General features: G+C 65.4%; 14 protein-coding genes. 9 read left to right on the top strand and 5 right to left on the bottom strand.

Translation table 11 applies throughout. The features are described from left to right. Positions 1-137: 137 nt before the first annotated feature. On the top strand, positions 138-608 hold the full coding sequence (locus tag MFF62_RS21150; protein ID WP_238265087.1) for an Lrp/AsnC family transcriptional regulator: 471 nt from the start codon (positions 138-140) through the stop codon (positions 606-608). 15 nt (positions 609-623) lie between these two features. Here MFF62_RS21150 and MFF62_RS21145 read toward each other — a convergent pair whose 3' ends face one another. Continuing rightward, positions 624-1,550: a DMT family transporter gene (locus MFF62_RS21145; RefSeq protein WP_238265086.1), complete on the bottom strand. Its 927-nt coding sequence runs from the start codon at positions 1,548-1,550 to the stop codon at positions 624-626. Between the two features lie 148 nt (positions 1,551-1,698). On the opposite strand from MFF62_RS21145, the gene MFF62_RS21140 reads away from it, so the two are divergent. Both MFF62_RS21140 and MFF62_RS21135 read left to right on the top strand, forming a co-directional pair. Then, a complete protein-coding gene (locus tag MFF62_RS21140; protein ID WP_137927145.1) occupies positions 1,699-2,169 on the top strand; it encodes an Lrp/AsnC family transcriptional regulator in 471 nt (156 codons plus the stop codon). Between the two features lie 29 nt (positions 2,170-2,198). Next, the gene (locus MFF62_RS21135; protein WP_238265085.1) at positions 2,199-3,131 is read left to right on the top strand and encodes an alpha/beta hydrolase family protein; all 933 of its coding nucleotides are present in this window, start codon (positions 2,199-2,201) and stop codon (positions 3,129-3,131) included. Between the two features lie 15 nt (positions 3,132-3,146). On the opposite strand, the gene MFF62_RS21130 is transcribed toward MFF62_RS21135, so the two are convergent. After that, a complete protein-coding gene (locus MFF62_RS21130; protein WP_238265084.1) occupies positions 3,147-3,746 on the bottom strand; it encodes a uracil-DNA glycosylase family protein in 600 nt (199 codons plus the stop codon). 68 nt (positions 3,747-3,814) lie between these two features. Here MFF62_RS21130 and msrA point away from each other — a divergent pair, with 68 nt between their 5' ends. Continuing rightward, entirely contained in the window at positions 3,815-4,321 is a 507-nt protein-coding gene (gene msrA, locus MFF62_RS21125) for a peptide-methionine (S)-S-oxide reductase MsrA (protein WP_238265083.1), read from the top strand. Between the two features lie 9 nt (positions 4,322-4,330). Here the strand turns inward: msrA and MFF62_RS21120 are convergent, their stop codons facing one another. Together MFF62_RS21120 and MFF62_RS21115 are read right to left on the bottom strand one after the other, a co-directional pair. Further along, positions 4,331-4,711 carry a helix-turn-helix domain-containing protein gene (locus MFF62_RS21120; protein WP_238265082.1) on the bottom strand — a complete coding sequence of 127 codons (381 nt, stop codon included), beginning with the start codon at positions 4,709-4,711 and terminating at the stop codon, positions 4,331-4,333. Then, entirely contained in the window at positions 4,708-4,968 is a 261-nt protein-coding gene (locus MFF62_RS21115) for a type II toxin-antitoxin system RelE family toxin (protein ID WP_238265081.1), read from the bottom strand. Before MFF62_RS21115 ends, MFF62_RS21120 begins: the two co-directional genes overlap by 4 nt. Before the next feature lie 262 nt (positions 4,969-5,230). Here MFF62_RS21115 and uvrA point away from each other — a divergent pair, with 262 nt between their 5' ends. Then, the gene (gene uvrA, locus MFF62_RS21110; protein ID WP_238265080.1) at positions 5,231-11,095 is read left to right on the top strand and encodes an excinuclease ABC subunit UvrA; all 5,865 of its coding nucleotides are present in this window, start codon (positions 5,231-5,233) and stop codon (positions 11,093-11,095) included. Here uvrA and MFF62_RS21105 read toward each other — a convergent pair whose 3' ends face one another. Then, positions 11,096-11,884, bottom strand: a complete 789-nt coding sequence (locus tag MFF62_RS21105; protein WP_238265079.1) for a TetR/AcrR family transcriptional regulator — start codon at positions 11,882-11,884, stop codon at positions 11,096-11,098. 287 nt (positions 11,885-12,171) lie between these two features. Here MFF62_RS21105 and MFF62_RS21100 point away from each other — a divergent pair, with 287 nt between their 5' ends. The 4 genes from MFF62_RS21100 (at position 12,172) to MFF62_RS21085 (ending at position 16,340) form a co-directional block, all read left to right on the top strand. Further along, complete coding sequence (locus MFF62_RS21100) at positions 12,172-13,329, top strand: porin (protein WP_238265078.1); 1,158 nt, start codon at positions 12,172-12,174, stop codon at positions 13,327-13,329. Positions 13,330-13,537: 208 nt separating this feature from the next. Continuing rightward, the gene (locus MFF62_RS21095; protein WP_238265077.1) at positions 13,538-14,065 is read left to right on the top strand and encodes a winged helix-turn-helix transcriptional regulator; all 528 of its coding nucleotides are present in this window, start codon (positions 13,538-13,540) and stop codon (positions 14,063-14,065) included. Between the two features lie 158 nt (positions 14,066-14,223). Then, positions 14,224-14,646 carry a short-chain fatty acid transporter gene (locus MFF62_RS21090; RefSeq protein ID WP_238265076.1) on the top strand — a complete coding sequence of 141 codons (423 nt, stop codon included), beginning with the start codon at positions 14,224-14,226 and terminating at the stop codon, positions 14,644-14,646. A 320-nt stretch (positions 14,647-14,966) separates the two neighbouring features. Next, on the top strand, positions 14,967-16,340 hold the full coding sequence (locus MFF62_RS21085) for an MFS transporter (protein WP_238265075.1): 1,374 nt from the start codon (positions 14,967-14,969) through the stop codon (positions 16,338-16,340). Positions 16,341-16,452 lie beyond the last annotated feature (112 nt).

Genomic DNA, 16,452 nt, shown 5'->3' with positions numbered 1-16,452 from the left:
GCGCAGGAGTCCGATAAATCTACCAGTCGTCACACAAAATGGGCTTCTGAATTTTCTGCATTCTTGGGTCGAATGGAGAATCTTTATCCGTAATCGGGTAAATTGTCGGATATTCGTTCTTTCTATCCCAGATCCCGGTGACAAACGTTCCCAAACTCGACGATATTGACCGACGCATCCTGCGCGAACTGCGCCGCGATGGGCGGATCTCCAATGCCAAGCTCGCGGAACGCGTGGGTTTGTCTGCAACGCCTTGCTGGAATCGCGTGAAGGCGCTGGAAGATGCCGGTGTGATTGGCGGCTATGCCGCGCTGCTGAACCAGAAGGCGCTGGGCCTGCCCGACACCGTGCTGATCGAGGTCACGCTGGATCGGCACGACGACGACATGCTGCACCGTTTCGGCGAGGCGCTGGCGCTGCTGCCCGAGGTGCTGGAGGCCCACCTGTTGACGGGCGAGTATGACTATCTGATCAAGGTGGCGGTGGCCGGCACCGAGGGGTACGAAGAGTTCCTGCGCCACAAGCTCTACAAGTTGCCCGGACTGCGGCATACCCATTCCACCTTCGTGCTGCGCACGCTCAAGCGCGAGCCGTCCGTCGAGCCTTGATCGACGGATGGATGGTCAGCGCGAGGCCAGCCGGCCCAGTCGAGGCGCCAGAGCTGTCGTGATCACGCCCATTGCGATAAGTCCGAGCCCGGTCGACAGGTCGGCCGAGATCTGTTCGTGCCAGGCCAGCGCGGACAGCACCAGGCCGATCAGCGGCACGCCGAGCATGGCAATCGACGTGGCCGCTGGCGGCAGCGTTTGCGTGACGTTGAGCACGACGATAAACGTCAGCGCCGTGGCCAGCGGGCCGGTGTACAGGACAGCCGGCCAGATTTCGGCCATGGCGGCCAGGTCCGGCGCGCCGTCGCGCAGCACGGCCAGCAGCACCAGCGGCGCCGTCGCCACCGCGCATTCCCAGGGAATCATTTCCGCGCCAAGCCGAACATGACGATTTGCGCGCAACTGGATGATGCTGACCGACCAGGCCAGCGAGGCACCGAGCAGCATGGTCAGTCCCATCACGGTATGCAGTTCCCAGTCGCCCAGCGCCGGCGCCACGATGACGCCAATGCCGGCGTAGCTGAACGCGGTGGCCAGCCATTGCCAGCGTGACGGCCGCTCGCCCAGCACCAGCGACGAAAGAGGAATCACCCAGATGGCCGTGGCATAAGCCACCACCGAGGCGCGCCCCGGCGCCACGTATTGCAGCGCCCACAAGGCCAGCGCCGTAAATGCACCCATCTGCAACAGACCCACGCCAATCACCAAGGGCCATTCCTGGCGCGACGGCAGGCGTACGCGTTGCAGCGCGCCCAGCACCACAAAGCTGATCAGGGCCGCCGAGCCAAAGCGCAGCGCGGCAAACCATAGCGGGCTGACATGCGAAAGTCCGAACTTCATGACGGGCCAGTTGCCGCCCCAGATGAAGACAGCGCCGATCAGCGGCAGGAACGATTTGAAACCGGCAGAACGGGCGCTGCCTGCGGAGGTGGAAACGGACATGAACGGGTACGGATGGAGGGGCGCGCCGGTGGCAGGCCGCAGTCAGGAAAGTCTACGATCCATCGCACCGCAGCATTGTCCGGATCGCTCTGTCATTACTGCGTGATCCAGCATAGAATGCTGCCAATTCTCACCATACAAGCCAAACATGCTGGACATTGACCTTGATGCCACGGACATCCGGATCCTGGGGGAGCTGCAGCGCGACGGCAGCCTGACCAACGTGGAGCTGGCCAGCCGCATTAATCTGTCGCCTTCGCCTTGCCTGGCGCGCGTGAAGCGGCTGGAGAAAATCGGCGTGATCTCGCGGCGCGTGACACTGCTGGACGCCCGCCGCCTGGGTCTCAAGGTGGTGGTGTTCATTTCGGTGTCGCTGGACAAGCAGCGCCGCGAAACGCTGGATACGTTCGAACGGAAGATCGCCGCGCTGCCGCAGGTGATGGAGTGCTACCTGATGTCGGGCGATGCCGACTACCTGCTGCGCGTGGTGGTGCCGGACGTCGAGGCGCTGGAGCGGTTGATCATCGACCAGATCACGCGCATTCCGGGAGTGGCCAGCATCCGGTCGAGCTTTGCACTAAAGCAGGTGCTGTACAGCACGGCGCTGCCGCTGGGCTGATCATTCTTCCAACGCCTTCACACAACAACATGTCCCTGCATCTTCCCTCCCGTGGTATCCGCTGCCTGCCGATGCTGGTGGCGCTGATGTTGCATCTGGCATCCGGCGCCGTGGCGCAGGCCGCCGAAGAACCTGGCGCGCAGGCGCCGGCGCCGGTTGCCGAGGCTGTCGAGATTCCCGTGTCGGGTGCTGGCGCGCTAGGCGGCACCGTTGCCATGCATGCGGAAGTCTTCAAGCCGGACGGCCCCGGGCCGTTTCCGGTCATGATCTTTTCGCACGGACGCGCTCCTGACCGTCTTGACCGGGCCAAGCTCAAGCATCCAATCCAAAACTGGCACGTGCGCTACTGGCTTGACCACGGCGTGGCCGTGGTGGCGCCGATCCGTGTGGGCTACGGCGATACGGGCGGGCCCGATCGCGAGAACAATCACGCGAGCTTCGACAACTTGGGGCAGTGCACGAGCAAGCCCGACTATCGCGGCGTGGCAGGCATGCTCAACGATGCCACGCTGGCCACCATCCAGTGGCTGCGAGCACAGTCGTGGGCCGACAGCCGGCGCATCGTGCTCGAAGGCCGGTCGGCTGGTGGCTTTGCCAGCGTTGCGGCGGCGGCGACGCGACCCGAAGGCGTGATCGGCTACGTCAATTTCTCGGGCGGTGCCGGTGGGTCTCCGACCCGATCGCCAGGCCGCAGTTGCGACCCGGACCAGATGCGTGACGTGATGGGCGAGTTCGGCAAGAAGGTGGCTGTGCCCGGACTCTGGCTCTATGCGAAGAACGACCAGTATTTTGGTGCCGAGGCGCCGCTGGGCTGGTATCAGGCGTTCGCGGCCGGGGGCAGCCCCGCCAAACTGGTCAGCGTGGAGGAAGTGCCAGGCCACGACGGGCATCTGCTGCTGTCTTACGGGCAGCGCTTCTGGCGCAAGGACCTCGACGCGTTCCTGAAGTCGCTGGGACTCTGACCCACGGCTACGACGTCAGAGACGCGCGCGCACGGACGCTTGCAGAGCGGGCAGCAGTTCAGCCTCGAACCAGGGCTGCTCGCGCATCCAGCGCACCACGCGCCAGGACGGGTGGGGCAGGGGGAAGACGTTCGGGCCGCGGCTTCGAAAATCCGCGACGCGTTCGGTCATCGACTGCTTCGGCACCTTCGGGAGATAGGCGGCCTGGGCGTAGGTGCCCACGAGCAATGTCAGCTTGTCTTCCGGCAGGCACGCCAGCACGCGCTCGTGCCATAGCGGCGCGCATTCGCGTCGGGGCGGTAAATCCCCGCTTTTTCCCTTGCCGGGATAGCAGAACCCCATCGGCATGATGGCCACGCGCGCGGCATCGTAGAACTCGTCCTTGCTGACGCCCATCCATGCCCGCAGCCGGTCGCCGCTGGGATCGTCGAACGGTACGCCGGTCGCATGTACACGTGATCCCGGCGCCTGGCCGATGATCAGGATCCGGGCCGTGGCACTGAACTGCAGCACCGGACGCGGTCCGGCGGCCAGGTTGGCGGCACAGTGGGTGCAGGCGGCGATGTCGTGCCGCAGGGCCTGCACGACACCCTGTGCGTGGTGTGGAGACTTCATGCTCGCAAGCGGATTTCCTAGGGTCTGCGTATATTACGGGGCTTGATGCATTGCGATGGATATCGACCATGACGACACAAACCGAAACCGCGATCCTGGCCGGCGGCTGCTTCTGGGGCATGCAGGACCTGCTGCGCCGCTACCCCGGCATTCTGACCACGCGCGTCGGCTACACCGGCGGCGACGTGCCCAACGCCACCTACCGTAACCACGGTACGCATGCCGAGGGTATCGAGATCGTGTTCGATCCGGGCCAGATCAGCTTTCGCCAGATCCTTGAGTTCTTCTTCCAGATCCACGACCCCACGACGAAGAACCGCCAGGGTAACGATATCGGCACCAGCTACCGGTCGGCCATCTTCTATCTGGACGACGAACAGAAGCACGTCGCCGAGCAGACCGTGGAAGATGTGAACGCCTCGGGCCTGTGGCCCGGCAAGGTAGTCACCGAAATCGCCCCGGCCGGCCCGTTCTGGGAGGCGGAGCCGGAACACCAGGACTATCTGGAACGGCTGCCGAATGGCTATACGTGCCACTTCATCCGGCCGGGCTGGAAGCTGCCGCAGCGGGGGTAAGGGCCATCCTCACCCTTGCCGCTGCTCCACCAGCATGTCCAGCGGCACCGCCAATGCCGTGGCCAGGGTGCGCAGCACTTCCACGCTGCCGTCGCGCTTGCGGTTCTCGATCTGGCTCAGATAGGGCTTGCTGATGCCAGCGGCGGTGGCCAGCGTGTCCTGGGTCAGCCGGCGATAGTCGCGCCATGCCTTGATCGGATGGTCGCCGGCGAGTTGGGCATCGAGCACCGCGGCCGGTACCCGGAAGCCGTCGTCGGTGGCGGTTGCCGCGTCATGCAGCACCACATCTTCGGCATCTTCGAACAGATGCTGCACGCGCTGCCACAGGTCGATCGGAACGATCGCGTATTCACGTTGCCCTTCGCGCTGAATAAACTGGATGGCGTTCATTGATATGCACTCCCACGGGATTTGATGGTCAGCACGATGATCACGAGTTGTCCCGCCTCGATCCGGTAAATGACGCGCCAGTCGCCGACACGGAGCCGGAAGGCTTCGCGGCCAGCCAGCTTTCGCACATTGTTGTTTGGCGCGTAGGGATCGACCGCGAGCAGATCGATCTTTGCCCGGATGTTCAGGGCGATGTTTCGTGGCATCGCCAGCATCAGCTGCGTAGCCTGCTTGGTGAATGTGATCTCGTGCTGCATCCCGATGTTAGCGTATAGCCAATAAAACGCAAATATAGTTTGCTTGCGTCGGGGGCGGCTTGAACTTGCGATGTGGATTTTTCCAGACAAGTTCGGTCGAAGTCGAGATGCCGGAGAGCCTTTCAGAATTGTCTGCTGGCTGTCAGGAAGGCTGTACGTTTATACAGTATAGTTACGGGACTTTCGCTCCCGCCGAGCGCATTAGCAAAGCTCAAGCGATACATCAAATTTCGCATTCAACTTACTGATTCGAGGCAAGAAATTGTCAGATTCCGGCACCATCCGCATTCGCGGCGCCCGCCAGCACAATCTCAAGAACGTCGATCTTGACCTGCACACCGGCCAGATGACCGTGGTGACCGGGCCGTCAGGGTCGGGCAAGTCCAGCCTGGTATTCGACACGCTCTACGCCGAAGGCCAGCGTCGCTACGTCGAGACCTTCAGTGCCTATGCGCGCCAGTTCCTGGACCGGATGGATCGCCCGCAGGTCGACAAGGTGGATGGCGTGCCGCCGGCGATCGCCATCGACCAGACCAACCCGGTGCGCAGTTCGCGCTCCACCGTTGGCACGATGACCGAGCTGAACGATCACCTGAAGCTTCTGTACGCCCGCGCCGCGGAGCTGTTCGACAGGCAGACCGCGCTGCCGGTGCGCCATGATTCCCCCGAAACCATCTACGCCGAATTGCAGGCGCGCACGGCCGCCGGCCAGCCGTTTGCCGATGCCCGGCTGGTGGTGACGTTCCCCGTGGAGCTGCCGGAATCGGCCACCGAAGAAGAAGTGGCCCAGTGGCTGTCGGTCAGCGGCTATACGCGGGTGCACGGCCAGCGTGTGGTCGAATCGCCCAATGGCAAGCGCAAGGTGCTCGACGTGGTGGCCGACCGTTTTCGCATCGGCAATGTGGAAAAGGCGCGTGCGATCGAAGCCATCGAGGCGTCGCTGAAGCGCGGCGGCGGGCGGATTAGCGTCAACGTGGTGATCGACGAGGGCGAGGGCCCGGTGTGGAAGTTCTCCACCGGCCTGCACAGCCCTGAAAGCGACATCCGCTATGCGGATCCGCAGCCGGCGCTGTTCTCGTTCAACTCCGCCTATGGTGCCTGCGAAACTTGCCGGGGCTTTGGCCGCGTGATCGGCGTGGACCTGGGTCTGGTGATTCCCGACGTGCGCAAGTCGCTGCGCGACGGGGCGATCAAGCCGATGCAGACGCCGGCCTGGAAGGAATGCCAGGACGACCTGATGCGCTACGCGGCCAAGGCCGGCATTCCGCGCGACCTGCCGTGGAACCAGCTGACCGAGTCCGAGCAGCACTGGGTGATCCATGGCTCGCCGGACTGGAAGGGCGAGTGGAACAAGCAGTGGTATGGCGTGATGCGGTTCTTCAACTACCTGGAGTCGAAGGCCTACAAGATGCACATCCGCGTGCTGCTGTCGAAATACCGCAGCTACACGCCGTGCGAAACCTGCTGCGGCGCGCGGCTGAAGACCGAAGCGCTGTTGTGGCGCCTGGGCAGCCAGGACAACGCTAATGCCGTGCTGGCGCCGGCTGGCCGCTTCCTGCCGAAGGGCGTGGACTGGAACCGCGCGCAGCTCGAGGCGCTGCCGGGTTTGACCGTGCACGACCTGATGCTGATGCCGATTGCGCGCATCCGCCGATTCTTTGACGACCTGACGCTGTCCAGTGCCTTGCTCGACGATGCGCTCAAGCTGCTGCTGGCTGAAGTGCGCACGCGGCTGAAGTACCTGTGCGACGTCGGCCTGGGCTACCTCACGCTCGATCGTCAGAGCCGGACGCTGTCCGGCGGCGAGGTGCAGCGGATCAACCTGACGACCGCGCTGGGCACGTCGCTGGTCAATACCTTGTTCGTGCTGGACGAGCCCAGCATCGGGCTGCATCCGCGCGACCTGAACCGCATTGTCGAGGCGATGCACAGGCTGCGTGACGCGGGCAACACGCTCGTGGTGGTGGAGCACGATCCGTCGGTGATGCTGGCGGCCGACCGCCTGATCGACATGGGCCCCGGCCCCGGCGAGCGCGGCGGCTCAATCATTTTCGATGGCTCGCCCGATGCCATCCGCAAGGAACCCACGCTGACGGGCGATTACCTGGGCGGACGCCGGCGCGTGACCGATGCCACCGAATGGCAGGCACGGACCGTGGACGACGGCACGCCCCGGCTCCGGCTGGAAGGCGCCACCGAGCACAACCTCAAGGACGTGACGGTCGAGATTCCGCTGAACCGGCTGGTCTGCGTGACGGGCGTGTCGGGCTCGGGCAAGTCGACGCTGCTGCAGGACGTGCTTTACCCAGCCATGGCGCGGCATTTCGGCAAGGCGACGGAGTCGCCCGGTGCATTCCGCGACCTGGTGGGGGCCGACCTGGTGGATGACGTGGTGTTCGTCGACCAGTCGCCGATCGGCAAGACCGCACGCTCGAACCCGGCCAGCTACGTGGGCGCGTTCGACGAAATCCGCAAGCTGTTCGCCAAGGCGCCGCTGGCGCTGCAGCGCGGCTATACGGCCGGCACGTTCAGTTTCAATTCGGGCGACGGACGTTGCCCGACCTGCGGCGGTTCGGGCTTCGAGCACGTGGAAATGCAGTTCCTTTCCGACGTGTACCTGCGTTGCCCCGACTGCGACGGCACGCGCTACCGTGCCGAAGTGCTGGAAGTGAAGATCGAGCGCGCGGCACGTGGGCAGGCCCCGCGTACGCTGAGTGTGGCTGACGTGCTGGAACTCACCGTCAGCGAAGCCACCGCGCTGTTCGAAGCCGATAGCGCCGTGCTGCGCGTGCTGGCGCCCATCGCCGATGTGGGCTTGGAATACGTGAAGCTGGGCCAGCCGGTGCCGACGCTGTCCGGCGGTGAGGCGCAGCGCCTGAAGCTGGCTGGTTTCCTGGCGGAAACCGCTGCCTCGCAGCCGGTGAAGAACCGTAAGGCGGTGGTATTGCCCAAGCGCCTGTTCATGTTCGACGAGCCCACGACCGGCCTGCACTTCGACGATATCGCCAAGCTGATGCGGGCGTTCGGCAAGCTGCTGGACGGCGGGCATTCGCTGATCGTGATCGAACACAATCTCGATGTGATCCGCGCTTCGGACTGGATCGTCGACCTTGGCCCGGAAGGCGGCGACGCCGGCGGCCAGGTGCTGTGCGTGGGCACGCCGGAAGGTGTCAAGGCCTGCGCGGACTCGCACACGGGCCACGCACTGCTGGCCTATGACCGCGCGCTGGGGGAATCCGGCACGCTGGCCGCCGAGCGCGACGAACAGGCGAAGCACGGCCAGCCGCTGCAGGCAGCGGTGCTGGCCGCGCGGGCGCGCCGCGCCGTGGAAGGCGAGGGCGTGGTGCGCATCGTCAATGCGCATGAACACAACCTCAAGGCGCTCAACGTCGATATTCCGCACGGCAGGTTCAATGTGATTACCGGGGTGTCGGGCTCGGGCAAGTCGACGCTGGCGTTCGACATCCTGTTCCACGAGGGGCAGCGCCGCTACCTGGAGTCGCTGAACGCCTATGCGCGGTCGATCGTGCAACCGGCTGGCCGGCCCGAGGTGGATGCGGTCTACGGCATTCCGCCGACGGTGGCCATCGAGCAGCGGCTGTCGCGTGGCGGGCGCAAGAGTACGGTGGCCACGACGTCGGAAGTCTGGCACTTCCTGCGGCTGCTGTACGTCAAGCTGGGCATCCAGCACTGCGTGCACGACGGCGCGCCGGTGACGTCGCAGAGCCCGGCGTCGATTGCCGCGCAACTGCTGCGCGACCATCGCGGCCAGCACGTGGGCCTGCTGGCGCCGCTGGTGGTGAACCGCAAGGGCGTCTATACCGACCTTGCCAAATGGGCCAAGGCGCGTGGCAATACGCATCTGCGTGTCGACGGCGAGTTCCTGCCTGTGGACCCCTGGCCGCGCCTGGACCGCTTCCGCGAGCACACGATCGAGTTGCCGGTCGGCGATATCGTGGTGTCGCCTGATAACGAAGCCGAACTGCGCGCCTTGCTGGACCAGACGCTGGAACTGGGCAAGGGCGTCATGCATCTGCTGGCACCGCTCGACGGACTGCACGATGCGATGCACGTGGGCAAGGGTTCGGGCCGCATCGGCGAAACCAAGGTGTTCTCGACCAAGCGCGCATGTCCGGTCTGCGGGACCAGCTATCCGGAACTCGACCCGCGCATGTTCTCGTACAACAGCAAGCACGGCTGGTGCGGTACCTGCGTCGGCACGGGCCTGGCGCTGACGGGCGAGCAGCGTGCGGCGTTCGACGACACCGTGTTGGGCGCCGACGACAACCGTGGCCGCGAGCAGAGCCTGCCGTCGGAAGAGCAGGAACCGGAAGGCGTGGTCGACACGCCATGCCCGGACTGCGGCGGCACGCGCCTGAACCATGTGGCGCGCGCTGTGACCTTCGACACCAATGCCATTACCGATGTGGCGCAGTGGACGGTGTCCGATACGCGGCGCTGGGTCGACGGCCTGCGCCTGAAGGGTCGCGATGCGGAAATCGCGCGCGATGTGGTGACGGAAATCGCCAGCCGCCTGCAGTTCCTGGAGGAGGTGGGGCTTGGTTACCTGAGCCTGGATCGCGCCGCGCCCAGCCTGTCTGGCGGCGAGGCGCAGCGTATTCGCCTGGCGGCGCAGCTTGGCAGCAACCTGCAGGGCGTGTGTTACGTGCTGGACGAGCCGACCATCGGCCTGCATCCGCGCGACAACCAGATCCTGCTCGACGCGCTGCGCAAGCTTGGCGACAAGGGCAACACGCTGGTGGTGGTGGAACACGACGAGGATACGATCCGCCGCGCCGACCACATCATTGACATTGGGCCGGGTGCGGGCAAGCGTGGCGGGAACCTGGTGGCGCAGGGCGGCGTGGCCGCGCTGTCGGCCGCCTCGGATTCCACCACGGGCCGATTCCTGGCGCATCCGATGATCCACCCGTTGCAGTCGCGCAGGCCGGTAAAGCCGGCGCGGGCTGGCAAGGATGCGGAGCCGGCGCAGTGGCTGACCGTGCATGGGGCGCATCTGCACAACCTGCGCGCGGTGACGGCGCGGATTCCGCTGGGACGCCTGGTGGCCATCACCGGGGTGTCGGGCTCGGGCAAGTCGACGCTGGCCCGCGATGTGCTGATGACGAACCTGCTCGATGCGGTAGGCCGTTCGGTGATGTCGTCGCCGGCCACGCGCCGCGCGCGCGCCGTGGCCGAGAAGGCCGGCAAGCCGACCGCGACGAAATCGCTGTCGGTGGAACATGCATGGCATGGCTGCGAGGGCATCAGCGGCTGGGAATCGATCGATCGCGTGCTGGAAGTGGACCAGACCCCGATCGGCAAGACCCCCCGTTCCTGCCCGGCCACTTATATCGGCGTGTGGGATGCCATCCGCAAGCTGTTCGCCGAAACGCTGGAGGCCAAGGCGCGTGGCTACAGCGCATCGCGCTTCTCGTTCAATACCAGCGACGGCCGCTGCCCGGCTTGCGAAGGGCAGGGCGTGCGCACCATCGGCATGAGCTTCCTGCCCGATGTGAAGGTGCCGTGCGACGTTTGCCACGGCCAGCGCTTCAACCCCGAGACGCTGGCGGTGACGTGGCGCGGCAAGAACATCGGCGACGTGCTGACGATGGAGATCGACGAGGCGGTGGAGTTCTTCTCGGCCATCACGCAGATCGGCCATCCGCTGCAGTTGATGAAGGACGTGGGCCTGGGCTACCTGACGCTGGGGCAGCCGTCGCCGACACTGTCGGGCGGCGAGGCACAGCGGATCAAGCTCGTGACGGAGTTGTCAAAGGTGCGCGACGACATTACGCGGCGTGGCCAGAAGGCGCCGCACACGCTCTATGTGCTTGATGAGCCGACCGTCGGCCTGCATATGGCGGACGTGGCGCGGCTGATTCGCGTGCTGCATCGGCTGACCGATGGCGGCCACAGCGTGGTGGTGATCGAGCACGATCTCGACGTGATAGCCGAGGCGGACTGGATCATCGACCTGGGGCCGGAAGGGGGCGCGAACGGCGGCACCATCGTGGGTGCGGCTGACCCGGAGGCGCTGGCGCGCATCCAGGCCAGCCATACCGGCGCGGCGCTCGTGCCGGTGCTGGCGCGCACGGCCGACGGCGGCGCGCGCGCAACGGGCTGATCAGCGCGACCGTGCGGCCTTCGGTGCTGCTACCTTGACTGATGCCGGCGGCCTTGGACCCTCCAGGGCCGCCGCGCAGAAATCGATCAGTTCATCCACGGGCGGTCCGCTCCGGGCGCGCTTGCTGCGCTCGCGTACCCAGTGGGCCAGCGAATAGACCACCGTGTCCATGAACCAGATCATGCGCAACTTCATGACCTCGCGCGGCACGTTGGGCAGCAGCGTGTACAGGTGTTCGCGCACGCGGTATAGCGCGCTCATGGCGGTCTTGTCGACCAGGCCCTTGTTGAGCAGCGCGGGGCTGAAGGTGGTCTGCGCCAGCACCTGCAGGTAGTTGGTGCCCCAGTCCGTGTGTAGCATCACTTCGACCAGCGGCCGGATCGTGGCTTCCACCACGCCGTGGATGCCAATGGGCTGGCCGCATTGTTCGAGTTCGTCCAGATGGCGATGGCGGATCTGGTTCACCTGGTGCAGGCGCCGGTTCAGCAGATGACTGACCAGCGCTTCGCGCGACCCAAAGTGGTAATGCAGCGCCGACCGGTTGCGTTGTCCGCTTTCCACCACGATCTGGCGTAGCGGCACATGCTCCACACCCTGTTCCGCGAACAGGCGTTCCGCGATTTCAAGAATCCGTCGTGCGGTGTCGGTCAGGCCCTCGCCGGCATCGGGTGCGCCTTTTTCGGGGGCAGGCAGTGGGGTGGCGGCGGTTGCCTGGGTACGTCGTGGCTTGTCTTGCGCCGGATCGCGTGATTCGTCCGCGATGATCGCGCGCGCTTGCTTGAGCTTCATGGGGCTGGATGGCGTCGCTTGCAGGCTTGTCGTTATCGAAATGAAAGCTTGGCAAGGATACGGAAAAATCAGACGTACGACATCCGTCAGGCATCGTATTTTCTTCAAATTGTTATCCCCCTCGGGAAAATCCTAACTATCTGAACCGACGGATGCCGTTAGCCTGCGGTCGTGCCGAATTAATACGAAGGATTAAATTGGCATGCTGCGATCGACAGGTTGCAGCCCAGGCGCTGGACGGAGGAGACCACTGGCGCCATCAGCCACCACACTCGGAACCACTACAAATGAAGAAGACGCTGTTCGCCGCCATTGCCGGCGCGCTGCTTGCGCCAGCCGCCTGGGCGCAATCGTCCGTCACGCTCTATGGCGTTGTCACCACGAGCATTCAGTACGTCAACCATGTGCAGAACACCAGCAATGGCGTGTTGGCACCGGGTAGCGGCTCGGCCATGTTCATGAATTCGTCGGGTATCGCGCAGTCGCGTTTCGGCCTGCGCGGCGTGGAAGACCTGGGCGGCGGGCTCAAGAGCCTGTTCGTGCTGGAAAACCAGTTCAACACCGATGACGGCAAGATGGGTAACGGCGGCCTGCTGTTTGGCCGCCAGGCCTTCGTGGGCGTGCAGAACCAATGGGGCAAGCTGACGTTCGGCCGCCAGTACACGTCCGGCTTCCTGACGATGGGCAGCTTCACGCCGGTGGCCTACGCACCGGAGTTCGAGCCGGTGGTGGGCATTGCGGGCGCGAACTTCCGCGAGAACAACATGGTGCAGTACCAGGGCACGTTCGGCCCGCTCACGGCCATCGCGCACTGGTCGTTCGGCGAGCGCTCGGGCACGTTCGCGGCGGGTTCCGCCTATGGCGTGGGCCTGGCCTACAACACCGGCCCGTTCGGTGTCGCCGCCGCCTATGACGAGGTGAAGTCCCTCAATACGGCACAGGCAGCCGGCACGTCGGGCTCGAACGACTATGGCCGTGACATGCGTGCGACGCTGGGTGCCAGCTACCGCCTGGGGCCGGTCAAGATGGTGGCCGGCTATCGCTGGGGCAATTCGGTGGCGCCCGCCACGGGCACGCCCACGCTGCTGCCGCACCGCGACGACATGTACTGGCTGGGCGTGAACTGGGACGCCACGGCGGCCCTGCGCCTGTCGCTGGCCTACTACTACGACGACATCAAGGCGGCGCGCATCAACGGCGTCACGACCAACCCGAAGAACCCGCAGCAGTACCTGGCGCTGGCCGACTACAGCCTGTCCAAGCGTACCGACGTGTTCTTCGCCGTGAACTATGCGCGCAACGCGTCGCTGAACTGGGACAACATCTCGTATCTGCCTAACGGCCAGTCGGTGGGCTACCTGCCGTCGACGTCCCAGGTGTACTACAAGACGCCGGGCTCCAGCGGGCAACTTGGCGTGTCGCTGGGCATGCGTCACGTCTTCTGATCCTGGCATCGCTCCCCCGGCGATCCATCAAGCGAGGGGCCGGCGCGAAGACTCCACGACGCGCAGGCATTTCGGCGCCGCATCCCTGCAGGGGTGCGGCGCCTTTTTTGTCTGGCCGGGCGGGCACGTGCCGAAAGGTAGGTATCATCGACGTTGCCGTCCGAAGTCAGGAAGCACAGCGAAGAGAGGGGCCGAGGGGCCAAACCACATGCAACGCAAGACTTTCCGAAACATGCAATGCCCGATTGCCCGCAGCCTGGAGCGCGTGGGCGAGTGGTGGAGCATTCTGATTCTGCGAGATGCGTTCTATGGCACGAAGCGCTTCGACGAATTCCAGCGCAATCTCGACATCGCGCCGAACATGCTCACGCGCCGGCTCAACGGACTGGTGGAAGAAGGGCTGCTGGAAAAGCGCCAGTATTCCGAGCGGCCGCCGCGCTATGAATACGTGCTGACCGACTGCGGGCGCGATTTCCGTCCGGTGCTGCTGTCGTTGCTGGCCTGGGGCAATCGGAACTTCGCACCCGAAGGCGCCAGCGTGCAGATCGTCGACCGCGAAACGGGCAAGCCCGTGGAGCCGTTGCTGGTGGACGCGGCCACCGGCGAACCGCTGCAGATGGGCAAGAAGCACGTGGTGCGGGCCGGACCGGCCGCGGATGACCGCACGCGCGACCGCCTGTCGTCGGCGGCTTCCCACATGACCAGCCCGGCCGCGCCGAAGGTGTCCGCGGCCTGACCGGTACGCAGCACGGGCGCGCTTGCCGCACCGGTTTTCGGCCTGATCGCCAGGGCGATAACTGCCGGGTCAGGTTGCTCCAAAAGCATTTCTGTCATAGAGTCCAACGGGTAGCAACCCCGTCCTCCGACGGTTTCCGCCGACTCCGGATAGACCCGATGCCACGTTTCACGATTCCGTCCACGACCGCGACGTCCTTGCTGGCCCTGGTGCTGGCGGGTTGCGCGAGTTCGCCGATGCCCCAGGCGCCGCCGCCGCAGCGCCTGCCCCAGCAGCCGTCCACGACCATCACCCCACCGCAGGCCGGTGTCAGCCGCGCCCAGCTCGAAGCAGCGGGCAATGCCTGCGAAAAGCGCGTGGCCGATGCCGTCAAGATTCGCTATCCGCAGCCCGGCAGCGTCATGATGATGCCGGACCGCGAGCGCATTACCCAGCAAACCAGCAATCAGACTGCCGTCTCCGGTGAAGGCACGTTCGAGCCCGACGCCAGTGAAGAGGCCATGGCGTTCCGCTATACCTGCCTTTACAACCTGCGTACCCAGCGCGTCGACGACGTGCAGATGCGCTACGGCGCCAATTAGGATCGCCCACGGCGAGATCATCGTCTTCGCCGAAGTTTGCCGGCTTTCATTGCAGAACACGGCCGGATATCCGTCGATCGCCAAACTACCTGCCCGGCGCCCCCTGACGGCCATTTTTCAACGCCCAGCACGCGTGCAAGTTTTGTCGTATTGTGTCGATCTGTCGATGCTTGACGAGGCAATAATTGCACGGTCATCTGCATCGGCGGCCCCTGAGTCCCGCCCGCCCCCGGATCGATATCGTGCAGAATCCATCAAGCCAGCCTGCCGAAGCCGTCACTTCGGCTGCCTCCGCGCCCAGCCCTTCCCAAGACACCGCCATGACCCCGCGCGAGAAGCGCGGCATGGCCGCCATCATGATTGCCGTGTCGCTGGCGACGCTCGATACGGCCATTGCCAACACGGCGCTGCCGAACATCGCCGCCGACCTGAACAGCACACCGGCTGCATCTGTCTGGATCATCAACGCCTACCAACTGGCCATGGTGGCCACGCTGCTGCCGTTCGCGGCGTTGGGCGGCGTGCTTGGCCATCGCCGCATCTACCTGGGCGGCGTCATGGTGTTCATCGTGTCGTCGGTGATCTGCGCAATGGCGTGGTCGCTGCCGTCGCTGGCAGCTGCGCGCCTGCTGCAGGGCATTGGCGCGGCGGCCGTCATGAGCGTGAACACGGCGCTGATCAGCGCGATCTTTCCGATACACCGGCTGGGCCGGGGGGTTGGCCTTAACGCGCTGGTGGTTGGCGTGTCGTTTGCCGTGGGGCCGACGGTGGCGTCGGTGATCCTGTCGTTCGGCACGTGGCCGTGGCTGTTCGCGGTGAACCTGCCGATCGGCCTGCTGGCGCTGGCCATCGCCTGGCGCTCGCTGCCACAGACCAAGCGCAGCCAGCATGGCTTCGACCCGATCGCGGCCTTGCTGAACGCCATTACGTTTGCCGCACTGATCTTCGCGCTGGGCGAGGGCGTGCAGCGCGAGCCGACCGAGTACGTGGTGGCCGCCGCCGCCGTGTTCCTGGTGGCATTTGTGCTGCTGCTGCGCCGCGAGCGCGGCCATCCGGCGCCGATGCTGCCGGTGGACCTGCTGCGACGTCCCATGTTCGCGCTGTCCACGGCCACGGCGGTTTGCTCGTTCGCGGCCCAGGGCCTGGCCTTTGTGTCGCTGCCGTTCTACTTCGAGCATGTGCTGGGCCGCAATCCCGTGGAAACCGGCTTCCTGCTTACGCCGTGGTCGGCCGTGGTGGCGCTGATGGCGCCCATCGCGGGACGGCTGTCCGACCGCTATCCGCCTGGCCTGCTGGGCGGTATCGGCCTGGCGATCATGGCGGTGGGCATGGCGTCGCTGGCGATGATGCCGGCTGATGCCAGCGTGCTCAACATCGGCATCCGCATGGCGATCTGCGGTGCGGGCTTTGGGTTCTTCCAGTCGCCCAACCTGAAGGCGCTGATGGCCAGCGCACCGCGCGAACGTGCGGGCGGCGCCAGCGGCGTGGTGGCCACGGCCCGGCTGCTGGGGCAGGCCACCGGTGCGGCGCTGGTGGCGCTGTCGTTCGGCATCGCCGGAGAGCATGGACCGACCCTGGCCCTGGGACTGGGCGCCGGATTTGCCGCTGCGGCGGCCGTGGCCAGCGGGCTGCGGCTGGTCACGGCGCACGGCGACGATAGCGCGGGGATGCAAGGCGCCGGAAAGTCATCGTGATCATTCGATGAAGCCCCGGGCCGCGCGCAAGAGATGCGCGCAGGGCTTGTAGAAACTGCATGGCGCCGGTGCATCCGGCGCCATTTTCATTGGTGCGCAGCCACGGTACGAA

This window comes from Cupriavidus pauculus (assembly GCF_022179805.1).
Taxonomy (GTDB): Bacteria; Pseudomonadota; Gammaproteobacteria; order Burkholderiales; family Burkholderiaceae; genus Cupriavidus; species Cupriavidus pauculus_E.
Note: the sequence above shows the minus strand (reverse complement) of the source record. Positions and strands in the feature narration are given on the sequence as shown.

What these genes read in the sequence shown, in the direction of transcription:
- MFF62_RS21145 (WP_238265086.1), bottom strand. Translation starts at nt 1,550, where the DNA reads ATGTCCGTTTCCACCTCCGCAGGCAGCGCCCGTTCTGCCGGTTTCAAA.
- MFF62_RS21140 (WP_137927145.1), top strand. Translation starts at nt 1,699, where the DNA reads ATGCTGGACATTGACCTTGATGCCACGGACATCCGGATCCTGGGGGAG.
- MFF62_RS21135 (WP_238265085.1), top strand. Translation starts at nt 2,199, where the DNA reads ATGTCCCTGCATCTTCCCTCCCGTGGTATCCGCTGCCTGCCGATGCTG.
- MFF62_RS21130 (WP_238265084.1), bottom strand. Translation starts at nt 3,746, where the DNA reads ATGAAGTCTCCACACCACGCACAGGGTGTCGTGCAGGCCCTGCGGCAC.
- msrA (WP_238265083.1), top strand. Translation starts at nt 3,815, where the DNA reads ATGACGACACAAACCGAAACCGCGATCCTGGCCGGCGGCTGCTTCTGG.
- MFF62_RS21120 (WP_238265082.1), bottom strand. Translation starts at nt 4,711, where the DNA reads ATGAACGCCATCCAGTTTATTCAGCGCGAAGGGCAACGTGAATACGCG.
- MFF62_RS21115 (WP_238265081.1), bottom strand. Translation starts at nt 4,968, where the DNA reads ATGCAGCACGAGATCACATTCACCAAGCAGGCTACGCAGCTGATGCTG.
- MFF62_RS21105 (WP_238265079.1), bottom strand. Translation starts at nt 11,884, where the DNA reads ATGAAGCTCAAGCAAGCGCGCGCGATCATCGCGGACGAATCACGCGAT.
- MFF62_RS21100 (WP_238265078.1), top strand. Translation starts at nt 12,172, where the DNA reads ATGAAGAAGACGCTGTTCGCCGCCATTGCCGGCGCGCTGCTTGCGCCA.
- MFF62_RS21095 (WP_238265077.1), top strand. Translation starts at nt 13,538, where the DNA reads ATGCAACGCAAGACTTTCCGAAACATGCAATGCCCGATTGCCCGCAGC.
- MFF62_RS21090 (WP_238265076.1), top strand. Translation starts at nt 14,224, where the DNA reads ATGCCACGTTTCACGATTCCGTCCACGACCGCGACGTCCTTGCTGGCC.
- MFF62_RS21085 (WP_238265075.1), top strand. Translation starts at nt 14,967, where the DNA reads ATGACCCCGCGCGAGAAGCGCGGCATGGCCGCCATCATGATTGCCGTG.